Here is a 20,864-nt window from a genome sequence, read left to right as displayed (position 1 = left end):
CGGACCGGTTGGTCAGACCGGCTCGGCGGGGTCGGCGGGGTCGTGGGTGATGAGGTCTCCCGGCTGGCACCGGAGGACGTCACAGATCCTCGACAGGGTGGAGAACCGGATGGCCCTGGCCCGCCCGTTCTTGAGCACGGACAGGTTGACCACGGTGATGCCCACCTGTTCGGACAGTTCGGTGAGCGTCATGCCGCGCTCCGCGAGGACCCGGTCGAGGTGGATCCGGATCGAGTGGAGTTCCTCCTCGGGCATCAGATGGTCCCTTCGAGGTCCTCTCGCATGCGCACGCCCTCACGCATGATCTTCCCCATGATCACGGCGGCGAGACCGGCGAGGATGAGTACCTGCGGTCCGGTGACCGTCGGCCCGGAACCCACGATGGGTGCCATGCTGTCGACGAGCCAGGAGTGCGACCAGCCGACGACGAGACCGGCCAGCGGGGTGCCCACGGTGACGAACCAGCCGAGCACCGACAGCCGCTGAGACACCGCGTCGGTGAACGGCCCCCGCAGCAGGACGGTGTCGAGCAGCCGGGAGAACAGCAGCAGGGCGAGGCAGGCGAAGAGGAGCCAGGGCAGTTCGCCGCCGAGGTCGGCGGCACGCTGCCCCACCGAGGGATCGTCCTGGCAGAGGCGAGTGGCGCTGCTGGACGCCTCCACGCCCGCGGCGATCGGCAGGCTGTCGGGGGCCAGGGAGGCGTTCGCCCAGAAGCCCGTCTGCACGCAGATCGCCCCATCGTCGAACATGCGCATGACCCCCTTGCCGAGGAACGCGAGGCCGCAGAGCATCGCCAGTGCAAAGGTGACCGAGGCCAGGGTCCTTGTGAGCCGTGTGTTCACCGCGAGCCTTCCTATCGTTTTTCGATATACCCGAGCGTAGGGCAACGTATCGATAAACGACAAGTCCGCGGCTGTCGGCGCAGTCACCGCGGAGGGTGCCCGGCGGCGCCGGCGCGTGCGTTCCTGGCCCCATCGGCTGGTCCCTGGCTGCTTCCTGGGTGTCGTCGTGTTCCACCCGGTCGTTCCAGGCTGCTGTCATTTCCCCTGGTCAAGGGGTGCTTTGTCGTTCCAGCGTCCCGAACTGCCCGGCTTTCGTGGCGGCTGGGACGGATCGCGTCGCAGGCTGGAGCCGTGCTCGTCCGAGAGATCCCCACGCCCCGCATCGAGGACGTCACTTCATGCGGCGCGGCGAGAGGGCCGGACCTGGAGCACGATCAAGCAGCAAGGAAACGAGGAGTTCGTAGATGCTTCGCAAGCGTTCACGTCTGATCGCAGCGCCGGTCGCGGCCGTCGCCCTGACCCTGACCGTCACCGGATACCAGGCCAGTGCGTCCGGCTCGTCGGCCGCGGACGGCGGGGAACGATCCGGCAAAGCCGCTGCGGCGACCCCGTGCCTGGCCGGCGCGACCACGCTGATCGGCGACCTCGACGGTGACGGCCGCCCTGACAAGATCACGAACCCTGGGCACACCGGCCTCAGGATGACCGTCCAGTGGGGAACCGCCGGCGGCTCCTTCGGCACCGAGCACTCCGTCAGCAAGCTGATCGGCAAGAGGACCGGGGAGGTCGCGACCGCCGCGGTGGCCGACTTCCAGAAGGACGGCACCCTCGACATGGTCGTCAACATCGTCAAGCCGTCCGGCGGGGACGACCCCAACAAGGCCCGCGTCGCGCAGTACCGCCCCGGCCCCCTCAAGCGGGCGAACCTGAGCTCCGCCGCCGCCCGCCACTCCGACATCGGCGACCACGGCGAGGCCAAGCAACTGCGCATCGCCAACTACGGCAACGACGCGTACCCGGACCTCGCCATCCTCAACAACGACGGTGACGGCGTGTGGGAACGGGACGTGCGCCTGACCAAGCCGGGCAGCGGCCCCGGGAAGTACAGCTACGAGCTGCAGCAGAGGTACGGCGCGAGCGGCACCCCCGCCGAGCCGCCGTCGATGCCCACCAGCGGGTGGAAGCACTTCTACAAGCCCTGCTCCTGATCACGGCCGGGCGCCGCCGGACCACCGGCGGCGCCGGCGCGGCCCCGAGCCGTACCCACCACCGACCAGGAGCAAGAGATGATCTGCGCCGAACGCCGCAAGCACACCCGCAACAGTGACGAGCAGGCCCCCGCCACGGACACCGGCACAGAGACCGCCATGGGCACCGGCGCCTCCCGTGGCGGCTGCCCGTGGGACAGTCCCGCACAGGTGGCCGAGCTGCTCGACGAAGATCCAGCGGTGACGCTCGCGACGGTCCAGGAGCGCATCGGCCTCTCCCACGAGGCTGCCGCCGGGGCCCTGGCGCGGCTGCGCGGTGAGCGCGTCGCCGATCTGCTGCAGACAGAACCGACCCTGAGCCCGCAGGAGGCGGCCACGCGCCTCGGTTACCCGGTGGCCGTGCAGCGTACGGCGCTGGTCAGCGCGGCGATCGAGGTGCGCACCCGGCGGATCCGGCCGTACCTGCGGCGCGTCGCCGACGCCCTGGTCGACGTCGGCCTTGCCGAGGAGCAGGACATCCGCGTACACCGCCTGGACGGCGACGTGCTCGCCGCGGTCGTCCTGCTGAACGGCCCCGGCACGCCCGCTCTGGTGTGGGACGAACGCTATGGATGGCGGACGGCCGTCAGCAGGCGGCATCCGATCGGTACCGAGACCGGCGCCCCGCCGACGGGTGACGGCATCCGCTACCTCAGCGAGGACCGGCGGCCCGACCCCGCCGAGCTGCTCGCCGCCCTGACCGACCGCCGGCGCGGCTCCCGGCAGCCCAAGACCCTGCACCCGGCCCCCGCAGGCCGGTTCGGCTGAGCGGGACAGCCGCGGCGTCTCACCAGGGCACGACCTGCCCCTCGTAGTCCACGAAGTGCAGACCGCGCTTGCCCTGGTGGCGTTCGATCGTCTCGGCGACGCCGGGGACGCTCGCCGCCACGCTGAGGTCCGCCTCGGGCCCGCCGAGTTCGGTACGCACCCAGCCCGGGTCCTGGAGCAGGAACGTAGGGTCTCGACACGCATCGGGCTGAGCGCGTTGGTGACCATGACCTCGGTGAACATGTCCGTCGGGAGCTCATGGACCGGGATGTCTCCGCGCGTGATGGCGGCGGCACGCCCTCACATCGGCCGATCGCCACCTCGACGCTGCGCCGGACCGCGCAGCCTCAGGAGCGACCGCGCGGCCGTCAGGAGCAGTAGGCGCCTGATCCTGTTCGGTCAGATGGTGCCCATCGGTGTGCCGCCGTCGAAGCGGTTGCCCAGGTTCGTGCGGCCGCTGATCGCGCCGTCGGCGCTCTGGACGACGAGGTCGGCCCTGACATCACCCAGCACATCGGCGAAAGTTGTTGCTCCAGGGTGTGCCGCCGTCGAAGTGGTTGCCTTTGTTGGTGCGGACGCTGATTTCGCCGTCGGTTCCGTGGACGATGAGGTCGGCTTTGGCGTCGCCGTTCATGTCGGCGAAGTAGAGGCGTCCTTGTCCTGGGTGGCCGAGGTAGTTGGACCAGTTGTTGCTCCAGGGTGTGCCGCCGTCGAAGTGGTTGCCTTTGTTGGTGCGGACGCTGATTTCGCCGTCGGTTCCGTGGACGATGAGGTCGGCCTTGCCGTCGCCGGTCACGTCGGCGAAGTAGAGCCGCCCCTGCCCCGGCATGCCGAGGTAGTTGGACCAGCTCCTGCTCCACGGCGTACCGCTGTCGAAGCGGCTGCCCAGGTTCCGCTGGACGGAGACGACGCCTTCTGTCCCCAGAACGACGAGGTCGGCCTTGGCGTCACCGTCGACATCGGCAGCCGTCACCACCGGCGCCCGGGGGCCCTCCGCCGGATCGTTGCCCGTTCGGGGCTGACGCTGACGGAAGGCGGTGCCTGTTTGACCGTGGCAGTCCGTGAGCCCGAGCGGTGCCCCGTGTGCGTGCGAAGCCCCCGTCACCTCAAGGCACTTGGCCGGTGTCCCGACCGACGGCTGGATCCATGCGTACGTGCCCCGGTCCTCGAAGCGGAAGTCCGCGCCCTCCTGCCCGCCGCACTCGGCCTGCCGCGCCCGCACCACCCCGGAGACGTGCCCGAGCTCCAGGCACAGGCCGCTGAGCGCGTTCACCATGTTCACCGCCCCGCCACCGGAAGCGGCAGGACGCAACGTCCACAGGGCACCCGCCTGCCCGGCACACTCGGCCTGGACGACCGGGGCACCGGGAAGCTGCGAGGAGCCGTCGACCGCCACGCACTTGCCGCTGTGCACGGCGATGATGTTGATGGAAGAGGGCGCCGCGGCCACCGCCCGGCCCGTCGGCACCGCCGCCGTCGCGCCCACCGCCACCGCCGACGCGGCCAGCAGCCCCAGCCCTCTCCCGTACCGCCGTAACGGCCCGCACACCGCCATGAAGCACCTCCGAAGCCCACCCGAGCCGGCCCCGCCCCCGCTGGGCCGGGCCGGGGGAATTGAAGCACCCGGGGAGGTGGATGGCGGCTGGCCTCAGGACGGCCTCAAGTGCCCCTCCGGCGAGCCGAGAGCCAGGGCTGGCACCACACCTGCGGCGGCGGTGGCGGGCCGCCGTGCGTGGCCCCCGGGAAAAGGCGTTCCGGGGGCCACGCACCACGGGGGCCGGTCACCGTCGCGCGGGGGGTGCCTGGCTCTGTGCGCCGAAGTCGGGAGACGTGTACGTCATCGCCTTCTCGAAGGGGCGCATCAGCAGGGACGTCGGCGCGTAGCGCATCAGGGTGTTGCGTAATGCCATCGCCAGGGGGCGTTCTTCCTGCTCACCCTTGCTCAGGGAGTACGAGTTGTCGACCAGCCACTTGGTGCGGGCACGGCGGGCCTCCTCGTAGGCGCGCAGTCCGGCCGCCGGGTCGGCCGCCGCGGCGCAACTGTGTGCCAGGACAACGGCGTCCTCGATCGCGGTGCTCCCGCCCTGGGCGAGGGCCGTCAGCATGGGGTGGGCGGCGTCCCTGAGAAGTGTCACCGAGCCCTCGCCCCAGCGCTCGAGGAACGGCCGGTCCTGCGCGGGAACGGCGTGGACGGCGTCCTCGGGGGTGGCCCTGATCACCTCGCCGACCACCTCCGCCCAGCCGCCGAAGGCACGGGCGATGTCCTCCCTGCTCCCCTTCCAGGCGCGGGCCGACTCGGGCGACATGTTCCGCGTACCCCACCAGTAGGCGTGCCCCCGGCCGATGTCGTGCAGTCCGAAGCGCTGCCCACGCCCCCAGTAGTGACCGTTGAAGCCGGGTGTGAGGCACGGGTGGTCGAACGGGGTGACGGAGAGCCAGCACAGTTAGCCCGCCTCCCGCAGCCGTTCCGGCCCCGCCAGTTGCGCGCGTACGGCCGAGTGGATGCCGCCCGTGCTCGTCATCAGCTCGGCGGTCTCTATGACCCGGCCGCGCTCCGCAAGGCGCAGGTCGATGCCGAGGGAGGCGAGCGCCGTGATCGAGTTGCTCATGACGGACAGGGCGGTTCCGGCGGGGCGCAGTGCGGCGGCCCGCTCGTGCACCGTCACCTCGACGCCGACGCGGCGCAGGGTGACGGCGGCCGCGAGACCGCCGATCCCGGCCCCAACGACGATCGCCGTCCTGCCGCGTGCGCCGCTCGTTCCGTTCGCTCGGTTCGCGCCGCTCATGTTCGTGGTCACCGCTCTCCTCGGGGTCCGTGTCCGGTGCCCGGCGGGTTCGCCGGCACCAGGTGGGTGATCTGCTCCGCCACGTACTTCACGTACGGCTTCTCCACGACCTGGAGATGGTCACCGGGGACGTCGATGACCTCGATGTTCCCGGTCGTCCTGGTCCGCCAGCCGCTGGTGGGGTCGCCGTGCAGGGAGCCCGCTCCCTCGTGCAGGGGTTTGAGCACGTCCGGCAGGGCGCCCTGGGCGTGCAGCAGGATGAGGTCCTGGTCGTCGACTCCGCCGCGCTCGTCCATCAGCGCCTGGTAGTTCGCCCGGAAGACGTCGTAGAGGCGGCGCACCGCGTCGTGGGAGTCGCCGGGCGGCAGGATCCCGTTCCTTTCGGCGATCTCGGCCACGCGCCGGAACACCTCTTCCTCGGAACCCACTTCGCGGGAGAGTTCCTCGACGCGGAGTTCGCTGCCGCCGTCGGCCCACAGCAGTTCCCAGAAGAAGAAGTGGAACAGGGACGCGTCACTCAGGTCCCGGGGCGCGTCCGGGCTGAGCGCGACCGTGTCGAGGAGGAACGGGGGCAGCACCTCCTGTCCCGCCCGGCGGAGCAGCCGCGCCATCTCGAAGGCGACGAAGCCGCCGAACGACCAGCCGCCGATGACGTACGGCCCGTGCGGCCGCACCCGCCGAACGGCTTCGACGTACGCGGCTGCCATCTCCGGGATCGAGCGGTGCGGCTCGGTGTCCGGATCGAACCCTGCCGCCTGGATTCCGTAGAAGGGCTGGTCGGCGGGGAGGTGGCGGGCCAGCGTCAGATAGCAGAGCACATTGCCGCCCAGGGGGTGGACGAAGAAGACCGGCGGCCGTTCGCCCTCCCGGCGGAACGGCACAAGCACGTCGCGGGAGTCGGGCACGGTGGCCGTCGGGCGCAGGCGCTCCGCGATGGCGGCGGGCGTGGGGGCCGCGACGAGAGCGGCCAGCGGCAGGCGGGCATCGAGGCGCTGTTCGATCAGCATGACGAGACGCATGGCGGTGATCGAGGTGCCGCCCAGGTCGAAGAGACTGTCGTGCACGCCCGGCGCGGGTACGCCGAGGAGTTCGGCGAACGCCTCCACCAGTGTCCGCTCGTACGCGTCACGTGGCGCGACACCGCCCCGGGGAGCCGCCGCCGTCAGCTCGGTCCGGCGCAGCGCGGCGTCGTCCCGCTTGCCGCTGGACGTGAGCGGCATACGGGGCAGCCACTGGAAGTGGGAGGGCACCAGATGCTCCGGCAGGGCCGCCCGCAGTTGGTCCTTGAGCCCCGCGAGGTCGGTCAGGTCACCGTCGCCCACCAGGAACGCGGCGAGGACGGAGTCGGTGCCCCGCCGCCGGTCCACCACCGCGACCTCGCGGATGCCGGAACCGGGTGCGGCGTGGCGGGCGACGGCCAGTTCGACCTCGGCGGGCTCGACACGGAAGCCGCGTACCTTGACCTGGCTGTCGGCGCGCCCGGCGTAGACGATGTCGCCGCCCGGCAGGCGGTATCCGAGGTCGCCGGTCCGGTACAGGCGTCGTCCGCCGCCGCCCTGATGCGGGACGAACCGTTCGGCGGTCAGCTCGGGCGCTCGGGTGTAACCGTCGGCCAGGCAGGTGCCACCGAGGTGGATCTCCCCCTTGACACGGACCGGTACCGGTCGCATCGCGTCGTCGAGGACATGGACCTCCGCGCCGTCGACGGGCGTGCCGATCGGCGGCAGCGGCGGGAAGGCGGCCGGGTCGCCGGTCATGGTGAAGCTGGTGACGACGTGCGTCTCGGTCGGGCCGTACTGGTTCTCCAGGACCACGTCCGGCAGCAGGGCGCACAGGCGGCGGATCTCCTCACTCACGCGCAGTTGCTCGCCCGAGGACACCAGCGTCCGCAGCCGCCGGGGCACCGGGCCGAGCGCGCACGCCGCCTCGGCGAACTGCTGGAGGGCGACGTAGGGCAGGAAGATCCGCTCGACGCCGTGCCGGTCGAGGAGGCGCAGCAGGGCCGGCATGTCGCGCCGTTCGGCCTCGGTGACGAGGACGAGGGTGCCGCCGGAGCAGAGCGTGGAGAAGATCTCCTGGAACGAGACGTCGAAGCTGAGCGGCGCGTGACTCACCGTGGTGCCACCGGCCGCGCCGGTGGGCCTGCGGTTCTGCCAGTCCACCAGGGCGGCGAGCGAACGGTGGGGCATCACCACGCCCTTGGGGCGGCCGGTGGAGCCGGAGGTGAACAGGATGTAGGCGGTGCTGTCCGGATGCGCTCCGGGAACGTGCACCCCGGGAACGTCCGCCCTGCGCGTGTCCGCGCCAGGGACCGCCCCTCCAGGGACCTCCACCCCGGGCGCCTCCGCTCCGGGGATCGCGGGCCCGGCGGGTGAGCTGTCCCGCGACGGCACGAGATCCTCCGCGAGCAGAAGTTCCGCCAGGTCGCCGACCAGTTGGGCATGGGAGCGGTGCGCCACCACGAGGACCGGCCGCGCCTGTGTCAGCATCGCGGCGATCCGCTCCGCCGGGTAGCCGGTGTCCAGTGGCACACAGGCGGCGCCCGCCCTGGCGACCGCCAGGATCACCGCCACCGTCTCCGGGGCGCGGTCCATGGCGATGCCGACGCGGGCGCCCGGCCCGGCGCCGAGGCCGAGCAGCCGCCCGGCGATCCGGTCCGCCGCCCGGTCGAGGTCCCCGTAGGTCCACCGCCGGGTGTCCTGCACCAGGGCGACGGCGTCCGGCGTACGGGCGGCCTGCCGCGCGAAGAGGCGTACGACGTCCACAGGCGTCCCGGGCGTCTCGGACGCGTCGGCGGCGTCGGTCACCGGTGCGGCGAGAGCACCGGTGGTGGCGAGAGCACCGGTGGTAGTGACAGCACCGGTGGCGGCGAGAGCGCCCGTAGTGGCGAGGAAGCCGAGGTCGGCGGGGTCGTCCGGGTGGTCGAGGACGCGGGTGAGGATCTCGGTGTAGGCGCGGGCCACCAACTCGGCCTGCTCGGTGGTGAAGGTACGGCCGTCCCCGTCGATCCGCAGCCACAGACCGCCGTCGCCGGGGTCGGTGACGGCGTTGACGAGGAGCTGGAAGTCGGTCTCCTCGAAGGTGCGTACCGACCGCAGTTCGACGGAGGGATGGTGGAGTACGGGCGCGAGGATGTGGAAGTTGACGTAGTTGAACGCGGTCCGCACGGCGGGCACCCGCGGTGAGTCCTCCTGGATGGCGCTGAGCGGATAGCGGCGGTGCGGATGGCCGCGCCGCTCCTCGCGGTGGGCCTCGCGGACCACGGAGAGCCAGGTGTCGGCGGTGTCGTTCATCCGGACGGGGATGGTGTTGACGAAGAGCCCGGCGGCGCGGTCTCCGTCGGCGCGCTCCGGACGGCCGTGGGTGAGCAGACCCGTGGTCAGATCGAGCTGTCCGCAGACCAGCCGCAGCGTCAGGCAGTGCGCGGCGAAGAGCACCGACTTCACGGGGACGGCGTGCTCGCGCGAGAAGGCGGCGACGCGGTGTTCGAGACCGGTCGACAGGGCGGTCCGGTGGCTGACGAAACCGGCGGGGCCGGTCACCGGTGCGGCGGACCGGAAGCCGTCGAGACGCACACCGCGCGCACCGTCGAGGCGTTCCTTCCAGTGGCGCCGGTCGTCCTGCGACTCCAGTGCCGCGCGTTCGGCCAGTACGTGGTGGGCGGGTGAGGGCGGCGGGTCGGCGGGCGCCGGGCCCGTGGGCTCGCCCAGGGCGCGCAGATGCTCGTCGAGGAGTTCGCGCAGCAGGCTCGCCACGCTGCCGCCGTCGAGCAGCGCATGGTGAAAGCCGAGCACCAGCTCCACGGTGTCCTCGCGGACGTGGACGCGCAAGTGACAGAGCGGCGCCGTCGACAAGTCGTAGCTGTGGTGGCGCCGTCGCTCGATGTACGCGTCGATGGCGGCGTCCGCCTCCGCCTCCGCCATGCCGCGCTGGTCGACGACGGCCAGGCCTCCTGTCACCTGCCGTTGGACGACCTGGAGCGGTTCCACGTGCCCGCCGATGTCGATCGACGAGCGCAGTGCGGGGTGCCGGGCCACCAGCCGGTCGAACGCCGACCTGAAGGCGGGCTCGGACCAGGGCAGCCGGAAGGAGTAGTGGAAGACGTCGTGGTAGACGGCGGACCCTTCCTGGGCCGCGCTGTGGTAGATGAGGCCGAGCTGGAGGCGGGTCAGGGGGAAGGCGTCCTCGACGTCCCCCGCCCGCAGCAGCGAGTCCCGTATCTCCTCGGACACCAGGGCGAACGGTGTCAGGTCCGGGGCCGGTTCGCGCGGTCCGTCGGTGCAGTGCGCCGCCAGGGCGGCCACGGTCGGGTTCTGGACGAGGTCGTTCGGGGCGAAGTGGACGCCGAGCCGGGCGGCTCGTGCCTGGATCCTGATGGCCAGGAGGGAGTCGCCGCCGAGCGCGTAGTAGTCGTCGTGGACACCGACGTTCTTCTGCCCGAGGACCTCGGACCACACGCGAACACACCACGGACGCCGTGCTCGCCCCCCTCTACTACCGCGCCGTCTTCACCGACCTCCCCCTCATCCCCGCATGGACCGGCAGCCTCGTGTCGCACCTGCTCCCGGGCTGACGTGTCAGCCGCCCGTCAGTGACGAGTGCCAGGGTCGGCCGTCGCTGTGCAGTTGGAGCGGGAAAGAGCCCGAGCGGGAAAGAGGGGGCGGGTTGTCATGAGGGCCGGTCGTCGAAGAGCGTCGGTAACGGGAGCCGGGCGTGCGTCCGGGAGCAGAGCTCTGCGGCGCTGGTGCGCGGCCCTGGCGCTGGGCGTGCTGCCGATGCTCGCCACGGTTCCGGCACCGGCCGCCGCGTCCGCAGAGGCCTCGTTCGCAGGGGCCGCGTCCGCAGGAACCGCGTCCACGGGTGCCGCATCCGTGGGAGCCGCATCCGTGGGAGCCGCCGCACCCCGCACCTCAGCGCCCGACCCGCGCGGCGTGGACACCCCGGTCAATATCCTCAACGTAGGCAGCGGTAAGTGCGTGGAGGTCGCCGACTCCTCGTCGGCCGACGGCGCGCCCGTCCAGCAGGGCGACTGTGCCGGTCAGCCCGGGGCGCGGTGGCTGGTGCGGTCCTCGTCCGCGGGCGGTGGCGCGGTCCTGCTGGTGAACGCCCACAGCGGCAAGTGCCTGGCGGTGGAGACCCGGACGGTGCCGGGCAGGCCCGCGGGGCCACGGGTCGAGCAGTGGGGCTGTGCGGGCCACCCCGGGGTGAACTTCCTGCTGGACAGTGGGGAGGAGCACGCGTGGATCCGGTCCACCCTGCCGCTGGCGGCGCCCTGCCTGGAGGTGGAGCACGCCGCCACCCGCAGCGGTGCCCCGATCGTCCTGGCCGCCTGCGAGGAGCAGAAGGGCATCGCCTTCCGGCAGCGTCCGGACCGTACGGGCAACGAGGTCCGGCAGGACGACCTGAGTGCTCTGTACGGGTACGACGACGGGGCCGTGACGCTCTTCAGGTTCGCGACGAACCAGACGGGCGGCTTCGAGGTGCCGAGCACCCCGTACCTCTCGCCCGCCGGTACCTGGAACGTGCGGGAGAGCGGCTTCGCCGCGGGCGATTTCAACGGCGACGGCTACCGCGACGCGGCCCTGTTCAAGGGTTCCGCCGACGGCTCGGCCGCGCTGCTCACCCTCCTTGGGCGCAAGGACGGCGGGTACGCGCCGCCCGTCAAGACGTGGGAGCGTCCGCCGGGCAACTGGTGGGGCAGCCAGACGAAGCTGACAGCCGGTGACTACGACGGGGACGGGCGCGACGAACTGGCCGCGTTCTACGGCTACCCCGACGGGTCGGTGTCCCTGTGGCGCTTCGAGACCACCGCCCAGGGCGGCTTCCTGACCCCGACCGTCCAGTGGAGCGCGCCGAAGGGCACCTGGCACTTCGACGAGAGCCACTTCGTCTCGGGCGACTACAACGCCGACGGACGGCAGGACATCCTGCTCTTCAAGGGCACCAGGGACGGCTCGGTGACCTTCTCCACCCTCCTCGGCACGGACGGCAGCGGCTTCTCGGCGCCGCACACCTCCTGGTCCCGGCCGCCGGGCAACTGGTGGGGCCACGAGACGAAGCTGACGGCCGGTGACTACGACGGCGACGGGCGTGACGAGGTGGTCGCGTTCTACGGCTACGGGGACGGGGCGGTGTCCCTGTGGCGCTTCGCGGCGAACGCGCAGGGCGGCTTCGAGGTCCCGGCGGTGGCCTGGAAGGCACCTGCCGGCACCTGGACCTTCCGGCACAGCCACATCGTCTCCGGCGACTACGACGGTGACGGACGGCAGGACATCGGCCTCTTCAAGGGTGAGAACAACGGGGTGGCGGCCCTGCTCACGCTGCACGGCAAGGCCGAGGGCGGCTTCGGCAGCCCGTTGAGGTCCTGGGAACGGCCTCCGGGTTCCTGGTACGGCGACCATGTGACGTTCCCCGGCTCCTGACGGGGCGCCGACGGTGGCGCCCGCGGCTGGGGAGACCGAGGCTACGGCGTGCCGTTCCCCGGGCCGCCCGGCTTGTCGAGCACCAGCGCGGAGTAGCGCACGCCACGCCCCACTGATCGGTGGGCGCTCAGCACGTCGACGGTGTGACTCCAGTCCGCTCCGGTGAACTCCCGCAGGCCGGGCCAGCGCAAGCACAGCAGTCGGCGGCCGGTGCGGGACGCCGCGAGGTGGGTGAGGACGGTCCCCAGGCGCAGGGAGCGTTCGACGACCGGCCGGGTCCAGTCCAGCGAACGCCGGACGAGGAACCCGGCAAGGGCGGCGTTCGTCAGGTAGCGCTCCAGGGGCTCGAACCCGTCGATCTGCCAGGAGGCGCGCGCGAGGCCCCGCGGATCGAGCCGCCGGATCTCCTCCGGGTCCGCGGTGGCCCAGGTGAAGTCGACCAGGACGAAACGGCCACCGGGCCGCAGCACCCGGTAGGCCTCGGTCAGCAGAGCCTGTCGGCCCGCGGGGGACAGGTGGAAGCCCGCCTCGAGGCAGTGCACCCGGTCGAACGGCGTTTCCGCCACCGCCACCCCGTCGGCCTGCCGGGGGAGGTCGGTGACGTCGGCCACGGCGAAAACGGTGTTCGCTGCGTGTGCGTAACGCGTGCGGGCCTGGGCGATCTGCTGGGCGCTGATGTCCACACCGACCGCGCCGCAGCCCGCCGCACCCAGTCGGGCGGTGGTGTGCCCCCGGCCGCAGCAGGCGTCGAGGACCCGGTGCCCCGGCCGGGCCCCGAGGAGCGCCAGGCTGCGCGTCTCCAGGCGGCGCTGGAAGAAGGCAAGGCCGCCGAGGAGCGCCGGCAGGGTCGGCAGGGTGTAGTACCCGAGGTTCACCAGGTCGCCCCAGCCCAAGTGCCGGAACAGCCGGAAGAACGCGTTGGCGTCACTGTAGGAAGCCGCGAGCCTGTCCTCCGCCATCCGCCGCCGCCCTCTCCCCGCACTGCCTCGTGGACCGTCACCTTGTCGTGGACCCTCAGTAGACCAGGGACAAGCGCGGGTGCAGCGTCACTTGCGCAGGAAGCCGAGGATTTCGTCCCGCACGGCTTCGGTGTTCTCCTCGGCCAGCCAGTGCCCCGACTTGGGGATCTCGACCGCGCGGGTGATGCCGGTGAACTTGGGTCTCAGGGTCGGCTCGGTGGCGGCGAGTGAACCGGTCGCCGTGAGCAGGAGCGTACGGGTGTGCACGGGGCGCGCCGCCGCGTTGTCGCGCTCGTCCTGGTCCAGGCTCCGCTGCGCGGCGGGAAGACCGCGCCCGGGGAGCGGATAGTCCATGTGTACGTAGGACTTGACCCGGTCGGGGAACTGCGAGGCGTACTGGAAGCCGACTCCGGCACCGAGATCGTGCGCGACCAGGTCGAACCTGTCGAGCCCTATCCGGTCACGCAGCAGACCGTCGACGTACCGCGCCAGCGTCTTCTTGTCGAAGCTCGGCGGGCTTCCCTGGCTGTCGCCGAGGCCGGGGAGGTCCAGCGCGTAGACGGTGTAGTGCTTGGCGAGTGACGGCATCACCTTGCGCCACTCGTACCAGGACTGCGGCCAGCCGTGCAGGAGCACAAGGGCGGGACCGCGACCACCGGTGACATAGTGCATGCGCACGCCGCGGACCTTGGCGAACTTGTGCTGGAACGTCTTGTTGAACTCCTTGTCGTGCTTGGTGGCGGCATCGTACGAGGCCGAGGCCGAGGCCGAGGCCGAGGCCGAAGCCGAAGCCGAAGCCGAAGCCGCAGCCGAGGCAGTGGTGGAGGCCGCGGCAGGGGGTGTGGCCGCGGCGTCCGGTGTGCCCCACTGGATCGCACTGCCCGCACCGAGTGCCAGGACCAGTGCGCCGGTTCCGACGAGGCGGTACCGCGCGAGTCGGCGCCCGGGGCGTTGTGTCTGTGTCATGACCCGACGGTCGCATCCGCCGTGACGAATCTGCGAACTTTTTTGCAGCATGGCAAAAGACCGTCGACGGCGCCCCTGGCCCTAGTCGGGTACGGCGTTCCCCGAAGGGGCGTCACCGCGTCCGTAGTGGTGCGTGGTGAACATGTACACCAGTCCCACGACCACCACGATGCCGCCGCTGAGCAGCACGATCCAGTTGTCGTACCAGGCGGCTTCGGGTGTGCGGGGCCAGGCGATGTTGACGATGGCGAAGATCCCGTAGACGAGTGCCCCGACGTTGACCAGGAGGCCCCAGCGGCCGAGCCGGTACTCGCCGCTCGGCTTCCAGCCCTTGAGGCGGGCCCGCAGCGCCGCCAGGACGACCATCTGGAAGGCGGCGTAGATACCGAGGATCGCAAAGGACACGATCTTGGTCAGGGCATCCGTGGAGATCAGCGAACCGACGGCGATGAGGGCGGGCAGGACCGCCGCGATGAGCAAGGCGTACGGGGGGACCGCGCGCGCCGCGGAGAACTTCCGCAGCAGCCGGTGCCCGATGATCATCTCGTCGCGGGCGTAGGAGTAGATCAGCCGCCCGGCCGCGGCCTGCAGACTGATCGTGCAGGACAGGAAGGAGATGAGGACCACGGCCATCACGGTCCGCGCACCCGCCTCGCCGAGGGCGTCGAAGAGGACCCTGACCACCGGGTCGGTGTCCTTCCCCGAGATCACCGCCCGGTAGTCGACGACGGCGAGGAGCAGCGTCAGGCACGTGAACGTCGCCGCTGCCCCGCCGACGTAGATGGTGCGGCGCATCGCCTTGGGGATCACCTTGCCGGGATGCTTGACCTCCTCGGCGACGTCCCCGCAGGCCTCGAAACCGTAGTACTGGTAGAAGCCGATGATCGCCGCGCCGAGGAAGACGGGCAGATAGGACCCGTCACCTGCGGCGCCGAAGTCGTCGAAGAGCACGCCGAGGCCGTGGAAGCGGTGGGTGGTCAGGAGGATGACACCGACGACGAGCGCGCCGAGCAGTTCCGCGCTGAAACCGATCAGCGCCGCCATCGACAGGGCCTTCGTGCCCGCGTAGTTGATGAGCACCGAGATGAGGATCAACGCGATCGTGCACAGGACGGTGGTGTGCACGGTGGGGCGGAAGCCGAGCAGGATCGCGATGTAGGGTCCCGCGCCGTACGCGACGCTGGTGATCGTGACGAGCAGCGCCCACATGTAGACCCACCCGGTCATCCACGCCCAGCGCTTGCCCCACAGCCGCCGCGCCCACGGATAGACCCCGCCCGCGACCGGGTACTGCGCGACGACCTCGCCGAAGACAAGGGCGACGAGGAACTGTCCGCAGCCCGCCATGACGAAGGCCCAGATCATGGGCGGGCCGCCGTCGGCGAGGGCCGTGCCGAAGAGGGTGTAGGTGCTCACCACTGGGGAGAGGTAGGTGAATCCGAGGGCGAAGTTCGCCCACGGACCCATCTCCTTGCGGAACTCCGACTTCTGCTCCCCGGGGGCCGTCTCCGCGGTGTCGTCCGGTGTTCCGGGAGCGGTCACCGGCCCATCCCCTCCGTGCCCATCCCCTCCGTACCCAACGGCGCGGGAGCCGGCCGGGCACTGATGAGGTCCGCCGCGCGTTCGGCGGCGAGCAGCACGGTGACCATCGGGTTGATGGTCGGCATGGTGGGGAAGACGGACGCGTCCACGATGCGAAGACCGTCGTGCCCGCGCAGCCGCAACTGTGGATCGACCACCGCGAGGGGATCGTCCTCCGCGCCCATCCGGCAGGTCCCCGCCGGGTGGTAGACGGTGTGCGCGGCCCGGCGCCCGTACTCCGACAGATCCGCGTCCGACCGTACGTCCGGGCCCGGTGCCACCTCGCGCAGCAGCCAGTCGCTCAGCGGCGCGGTGGCCGCCACCTCGCGGGCGATGCGCAGGCCGTCGACGATCGTGCGTTCGTCGTACCCTTCCGGGTCGGTGAAGTAGCGGAAGTCCAGGGCGGGTTTGACGGCGGGGTCCGCGCTGCGCAGCCACATGCGGCCCACGGAACGGGCACGGGGCACGTTGGGGGTCATACAGACGCCGTGCTCGGGAACGGGGTAGCCGAGGCGCTCCGTGTTGATGGTGAACGGCACCTGGTAGAAGTGGAACATCAGGTCAGGACGCGGGCCGCCCGCCGCGTCGCGGCGCAGGAAGAGACCGGCGTCGGAGTCCATTGCCGAGTTGGGCGGCAGCGGCCCACGGGTCTCCCACACCATCACCGACTCGGGGTGGTCGAGGAGGTTCTCCCCGACCCCCGGCAGGTCCGCGCCGACCTCGATGCCCAGGTCGCGCAGTTGGTCGGCGGGCCCGATGCCGGAGAGCATGAGCAGCCGCGGCGTGTCGATGGCGCCGGCGCACAGCAGCACCTCCGCCTCGGCCTCCAGCGTCGACACCGAGCCGTCGGGGTTGCGGACCTGCACACGGGTGAAGCGGCCCTCGCTGTCGCGCAACAGCCGGTACGCCCATGTCTCCAGACGCAGCGTCAGGTTCGGGCGGTCCATGACGGGATGCAGATACGCGACCGAGGCGGAGGAACGGGTGTTGGTCCCCGGGTCGTAGGCGAGGGAGAAGAAGCCGGTGCCGTCGGTGAACGGGCGGGCGTTGAAGTCCTCGACGACGGGAACACCGAGACCGGTGCTCGCCGCCGTGACGAAGTCCTGCGCGATGGCGTTGCGGTCGGCCGCGCCGACGGGCACGATCGTGTTCTGCAGCCGCGACCGGTACGGCAGGATCGTCTCGGGGCCCCAGCCTTCGCAGCCGCTCCGTACCCACTCGTCCAGGTCCTGCGGGAACGGCAGGAAGCTGATCAGGGTGTTGTGCGAGGAGCAGCCGCCGAGCACCCGGGCCCGGGAGTGCAGGATGTGGGAGTTGCCGCGCGCCTGCTCCTCGGTGGTGTAGCCGTAGTCGAACTCGGAGCCGAGCAGATTGATCCAGTTGCGGAGCTTCAGGATGCGCTCGTCACCGACGTCGCTGGGCCCGCCCTCCACCACGCACACCCGGCAGGCGGGGTCCTCGCTGAGCCGCGCGGCCAGTACGGAGCCCGCCGTACCGCCGCCGATGATCAGGTAGTCGTAGGTCGTCGTCTCGTCGTCCATGCTGTCGCCTTCGCCTCGCACCCGGCCCTGTCAGCCCTTGTTCTGCCAGCCCTTGTTCTGCCGGCCGTTGTCCCGCCGGCCCTTGTCGCGTCAGCCCTTGAACCAGCCGCCGGGGGCCGGCCGCAGGTTCTGGTAGATGTGCTTGGCCTCCTGGTACTCGCGCAGGCCGGTGGGTCCCAGCTCGCGGCCGAAGCCGGAACGGCCGAAGCCGCCCCACTCCGCCTGCGGCACATAGGGGTGGAAGTCGTTGATCCAGACGGTGCCGTGCCGCAGTTGGGCGGCGACCCGCTGGGCGCGGCTCGCATCACTCGTCCAGAGGCCGCCCGCCAGGCCGTAGCGGGTGTCGTTGGCCAGTTCCACGGCCTCGTCCTCGGAGCGGAACCGCTCCACCGTCACCACGGGCCCGAACACCTCCTCCTGCACGATCCGCATGGAGCGGTCGCAGTCGGCGTAGATGGTGGGCAGCAGGAAGAAGCCGCGCGACAGCTCGGGGTCGTCGGGGCGCCGCCCGCCGCACACCAGGCGGGCGCCCTCGGCACGGGCGATCTCCAGATAGCCCTCGACCTTCTCCCGGTGCTCCGCCGAGCTGAGCGGCCCGCTCTCGGTCCGCGGGTCGAGCCCGTTGCCGAGCCGGATCGCGCCCGCGCGGGCGGCGAGACGCTCCACGAACCGGTCGTGCAGCGAGTCCTCCACGAGGAGCCGGGACCCGGCCGAACAGACCTGACCCGAGTGCAGGAAGGACGCCTCAAGGGTGTGGTCGACGGCGGCCTCGAAGTCGCAGTCCGCGAAGACCACGTTCGGGTTCTTGCCGCCGAGCTCAAGCGCGAGGTTCTTCACACCCGGCGCGCACGCCTCCATGATCCGACGCCCGGTGCCCAGACCACCGGTGAAGGAGACCAGGTCCACCTCGGGGTGGGACGACATGGCCGCGCCGACGGTCGCGCCCGGGCCGAGCACCAGGTTCGCGACCCCGGCAGGAGCGCCCGCCTCGGCGATCAGCCGCAACATGTGGACCGTGGAGAGCGGCGTCGTCTCACTGGGCTTGAGTACGAAAGTGTTGCCCGCCGCCAGCGCCGGTGCGACCTTCCAGGAGGCCTGGAGCAGCGGGTAGTTCCACGGCGCGATGAGCGCGCAGACCCCGATGGGGTGGTAGGTGACCCGGCTGAGCACATCGGGGCCGACGTCCACGACCCGGCCGCCGTCCTTGTCGGCGATCTCAGCGAAGTAGCGGAACGCGTTCGAGACGTCCTCGACGTCGATCCGGGCCTCGGCGAGCGTCTTGCCCGTGTCGAGCGATTCGACGTGGGCGATCTCCTCCTGGTCCCGCAGCAGGAACCGCGCCACCCTGAGCAGGACATCGGCCCGCACCCTGGTGGGCGCGCCCGACCAGTCGCCGCGGTCGAAGGCGCGCCGCGCCGCCCGCACGGCGAGGTCGACGTCCGCCTCGTCGGCGTCGTCGACCTGCTGGACCACGGAGGCGTCGAACGGATTGACCACATCCCGTCGCGCACCGTGGACGGCCCCGGTCCACTCGCCGTCGACGAACAGTTCCGGCATCGTGGGCTCCCTCGCTCTCGTACCTGTCCGTGCCGAGGTCACCCACCGGCACGCACACCGGGCACCAACATCGTCCGGCCGGTGCGCACCGGCCAAGGGGACGCACCGGCGGGGGGAGGGTTGGGCACCGATGTGACCTGGTTGGGCTAGGGCCTGTCTGACCATTCCCGTCGCGTGGCAGACGGGAATGGTCAGACAGGCCCTAGGAGTTCCGCGAGGCGGTGAGCTGGTGGGAGCACCCCCCGAACTGCACCTCCCGGGGCAGGGGCCCTTGCGCCGGCCCTGCCCCGGGAGGGGACTGCGTGTCCACGCCCGCTCGGGGCGTGGTGCTGCCTGCTCTTCGAGCGCGGTCGTCAGCGGGGCTGGTGACCGTGGCCCTTCTTGTCGTGACCCTCGAGCGTCGCCCAGACGACGCCGTCCGGGCCGCCGATGCTCTCGTAGGTGCGGTCGACATCCTGGTGGTGGTAGCTCTGCCCGACGGGCGGGTTGTAGCGGTCGTGGTCGTCGGCGACGGCCGCGCCGGCCCCGACAGCCAGGACGGACACGGTGAGAGCGGCGGCGAGGATGGTGGAACGAACACGCATGAGGATATTCCTCCTGGAATATGCGGCTACTGTCGCTCTATCACCTGCCGCGACAGCTCGGCCGCGTAACGGGACAGGGCGCGCTCTCCACTCGAACAGACGCAGACGACAGCTCGATGAGCGGATGCCGCCCGCGAGCGCACAACGAGAAACGGCCCCTCGGGCGAGGGGCAGTTTCTCTCAGGACCCGTTCGTGGACGCGGGTCCTTATGTGCGACCGCGCCGGCGCTGTGTGCTGTGTGCTGTGCCGATCAGGTGGTGATGGTGGTGACGGCCTCGGTGCCGTAGGTGCGGGCGTAGCCGTTCTCGGTGCCGACGAGGAGGTCGACGACCGTGAAGTAGCGGTCCCAGAACGGGGTTTCGCGCAGCGCGTCGATGAGGAGCTGGTAGGAGTGGTGGTCGTCGGCCTCCCAGACCCAGACGTCGGTGACGCGCGTCGAGTAGAACTCCGTGTCGTAGAAGCGTGAGCGGACACCGGTGGTCCTGGCCTTGACGGCAGGGACGACCTGCGTCGAGAAGGCGTGCACCCGCTCCTCGGGAGTCATGGCGAGCCACTCGGGCGTGGTCTTGACGAGCATGAAGGCGGTGACCGGCGGCGCGGTTTCCTGAGCTGACATGGTCTTCTCCTCTTGCGGTTCAGTACGGGGCCGCGTGTCGTGGCGGTGATGGGCCGGGCCGGTGGCCTCAGCCGAGAACGGCGGGCTTGAGGACCTCGGCGCACCACTGGTCGAAGGTGGTGGGGGTGGCGTTGTCCGGGGCGCGGGTGACGCCCGCATCGAGACCCTGGTCCTTGGCCTGCTTCATCTCGACGATGCCGTCGACGAACGCCTCGTCGAGGCCGTGGGCGACGAGGGTGGTGCGCAGCTCGTCGAAGGGCCGGCGTTCGTAGCGGACGGGTCGGCCGAGTTGCTCGCTCATGACGCGGGCCAGGTCACTGGGGGACAGGTCCTGCGGGCCGAGGACCGGGACGCTGCCGCTGCCGGTCCAGGAGCGGTCCAGGAGCAGACCGGCGGCCACTGCGGCGATGTCGGTGACGGAGACGAGAGGGGCCTTGCGGTCGGCGTCGACGACGTCGGTGAAGACGCCCTTCTCGCGGATCGAGTCGGCCTCCTCCAGGAGGTTCTCGTAGAAGGAGGGGTTGGCAAGGGCCCGGTAGGCGACACCGGTGTCCGCGATGAGGTCGTCCATGGCGAGGGAGGCGGTGACAAGCCCGGCGCTGTCGGCGAGCGGCGTGCCGCGGCCGAGGGCGGAGACGCCGACGACGTGGCCGACCCCGTGGGCGGCGAGCGCCTCGGCGGCGGGGCGGGTGAAGCTGCTGAAGGCGTCCGTCGGTGTCTTGGCGGAGTCCGGCGGGACGAGCCAGAAGACGGCGTCCGCGCCCTCGAAGGCACGGTCGACGACCTCGGCGTCACCGTGCGAGCCGATGACCACCTCGACGTGTTCGCGTACGGACTCCGGGAGCCGGGCGGGGTCACGTACGACCACACGCAGCTCCTCGCCGCGGGCGGGGGCGGACTCCAGGAGCAGAGGCAGCAGCCGGACGCCGATGTTCCCGGTGGGAGCAGTGATGACGATCATGAAAACCTCGCAGGTCGTGCCGTTTCGGTACGCCCTCATCCTGCGGAGGCCCAAGGTGTTGCCACAATGGGAACTTCAGCACTTAATCATTGC

At 71.1% G+C, this 20,864-nt stretch carries 18 protein-coding genes; 3 read left to right on the top strand and 15 right to left on the bottom strand.

Going from position 1 to position 20,864, the window contains the following annotated elements; genetic code table 11:
* Nucleotides 1–12: 12 nt before the first annotated feature.
* Both IG78_RS0105185 and IG78_RS0105180 read right to left on the bottom strand, forming a co-directional pair.
* Nucleotides 13–255, bottom strand: a complete 243-nt coding sequence (locus tag IG78_RS0105185; RefSeq protein ID WP_030560038.1) for a helix-turn-helix domain-containing protein — start codon at nt 253–255, stop codon at nt 13–15.
* Nucleotides 255–842: a DUF2975 domain-containing protein gene (locus IG78_RS0105180; RefSeq protein WP_030560036.1), complete on the bottom strand. Its 588-nt coding sequence runs from the start codon at nt 840–842 to the stop codon at nt 255–257. Before IG78_RS0105180 ends, IG78_RS0105185 begins: the two co-directional genes overlap by 1 nt.
* 404 nt (nt 843–1,246) lie before the next feature.
* Between IG78_RS0105180 and IG78_RS0105175 the strand changes: the two genes are divergently transcribed.
* Together IG78_RS0105175 and IG78_RS47665 are read left to right on the top strand one after the other, a co-directional pair.
* Nucleotides 1,247–1,990, top strand: coding sequence for an FG-GAP repeat domain-containing protein (locus tag IG78_RS0105175; protein WP_030560035.1), 744 nt, complete (start codon nt 1,247–1,249; stop codon nt 1,988–1,990).
* A 78-nt stretch (nt 1,991–2,068) separates the two neighbouring features.
* Nucleotides 2,069–2,797 (top strand): DUF6292 family protein, encoded by a 729-nt coding sequence (locus tag IG78_RS47665; RefSeq protein WP_225881989.1) that lies wholly within the window; start codon nt 2,069–2,071, stop codon nt 2,795–2,797.
* Between the two features lie 19 nt (nt 2,798–2,816).
* Here IG78_RS47665 and IG78_RS51075 read toward each other — a convergent pair whose 3' ends face one another.
* The 5 genes from IG78_RS51075 to IG78_RS0105145 form a co-directional block, all read right to left on the bottom strand.
* The gene (locus tag IG78_RS51075; RefSeq protein WP_225881988.1) at nt 2,817–2,957 is read right to left on the bottom strand and encodes a hypothetical protein; all 141 of its coding nucleotides are present in this window, start codon (nt 2,955–2,957) and stop codon (nt 2,817–2,819) included.
* A gap of 342 nt (nt 2,958–3,299) precedes the next feature.
* A complete protein-coding gene (locus IG78_RS43880; protein ID WP_078968701.1) occupies nt 3,300–4,352 on the bottom strand; it encodes an RICIN domain-containing protein in 1,053 nt (350 codons plus the stop codon).
* A 226-nt stretch (nt 4,353–4,578) separates the two neighbouring features.
* Entirely contained in the window at nt 4,579–5,103 is a 525-nt protein-coding gene (locus tag IG78_RS51070) for an FAD-dependent oxidoreductase (protein WP_051852386.1), read from the bottom strand.
* A 138-nt stretch (nt 5,104–5,241) separates the two neighbouring features.
* Complete coding sequence (locus tag IG78_RS51065) at nt 5,242–5,595, bottom strand: FAD-dependent monooxygenase (protein ID WP_051852385.1); 354 nt, start codon at nt 5,593–5,595, stop codon at nt 5,242–5,244.
* The gene (locus tag IG78_RS0105145) at nt 5,592–10,040 is read right to left on the bottom strand and encodes a non-ribosomal peptide synthetase (RefSeq protein ID WP_051852384.1); all 4,449 of its coding nucleotides are present in this window, start codon (nt 10,038–10,040) and stop codon (nt 5,592–5,594) included. The genes IG78_RS51065 and IG78_RS0105145 overlap by 4 nt, the downstream gene beginning before the upstream one ends.
* Nucleotides 10,041–10,454: 414 nt before the next feature.
* Between IG78_RS0105145 and IG78_RS0105135 the strand changes: the two genes are divergently transcribed.
* Nucleotides 10,455–12,005, top strand: coding sequence for an FG-GAP-like repeat-containing protein (locus IG78_RS0105135; protein ID WP_051852383.1), 1,551 nt, complete (start codon nt 10,455–10,457; stop codon nt 12,003–12,005).
* 41 nt (nt 12,006–12,046) lie between these two features.
* Here IG78_RS0105135 and IG78_RS0105130 read toward each other — a convergent pair whose 3' ends face one another.
* The 8 genes from IG78_RS0105130 to IG78_RS0105095 form a co-directional block, all read right to left on the bottom strand.
* Complete coding sequence (locus tag IG78_RS0105130) at nt 12,047–12,964, bottom strand: class I SAM-dependent methyltransferase (RefSeq protein ID WP_051852382.1); 918 nt, start codon at nt 12,962–12,964, stop codon at nt 12,047–12,049.
* 87 nt (nt 12,965–13,051) lie between these two features.
* The gene (locus IG78_RS0105125) at nt 13,052–13,930 is read right to left on the bottom strand and encodes an alpha/beta fold hydrolase (protein WP_225881987.1); all 879 of its coding nucleotides are present in this window, start codon (nt 13,928–13,930) and stop codon (nt 13,052–13,054) included.
* An 81-nt stretch (nt 13,931–14,011) separates the two neighbouring features.
* The gene (locus IG78_RS0105120) at nt 14,012–15,397 is read right to left on the bottom strand and encodes an APC family permease (protein ID WP_078964863.1); all 1,386 of its coding nucleotides are present in this window, start codon (nt 15,395–15,397) and stop codon (nt 14,012–14,014) included.
* Nucleotides 15,398–15,468: 71 nt separating this feature from the next.
* The gene (locus IG78_RS0105115) at nt 15,469–17,052 is read right to left on the bottom strand and encodes a GMC family oxidoreductase (RefSeq protein WP_037685157.1); all 1,584 of its coding nucleotides are present in this window, start codon (nt 17,050–17,052) and stop codon (nt 15,469–15,471) included.
* A gap of 90 nt (nt 17,053–17,142) precedes the next feature.
* On the bottom strand, nt 17,143–18,609 hold the full coding sequence (locus tag IG78_RS0105110; protein WP_030560024.1) for an aldehyde dehydrogenase family protein: 1,467 nt from the start codon (nt 18,607–18,609) through the stop codon (nt 17,143–17,145).
* 353 nt (nt 18,610–18,962) lie between these two features.
* Complete coding sequence (locus IG78_RS0105105; protein WP_030560022.1) at nt 18,963–19,193, bottom strand: hypothetical protein; 231 nt, start codon at nt 19,191–19,193, stop codon at nt 18,963–18,965.
* Nucleotides 19,194–19,444: 251 nt separating this feature from the next.
* A complete protein-coding gene (locus tag IG78_RS0105100) occupies nt 19,445–19,810 on the bottom strand; it encodes a darcynin family protein (RefSeq protein WP_030560021.1) in 366 nt (121 codons plus the stop codon).
* 67 nt (nt 19,811–19,877) lie between these two features.
* Nucleotides 19,878–20,771 carry an NAD(P)H-binding protein gene (locus IG78_RS0105095; RefSeq protein WP_030560020.1) on the bottom strand — a complete coding sequence of 298 codons (894 nt, stop codon included), beginning with the start codon at nt 20,769–20,771 and terminating at the stop codon, nt 19,878–19,880.
* Nucleotides 20,772–20,864 lie beyond the last annotated feature (93 nt).

Source organism: Streptomyces aureocirculatus (assembly GCF_000720475.1).
GTDB classification, from domain to species: domain Bacteria; phylum Actinomycetota; class Actinomycetes; order Streptomycetales; family Streptomycetaceae; genus Streptomyces; species Streptomyces aureocirculatus.
This window is presented reverse-complemented; position numbering and strand designations above follow the sequence as displayed.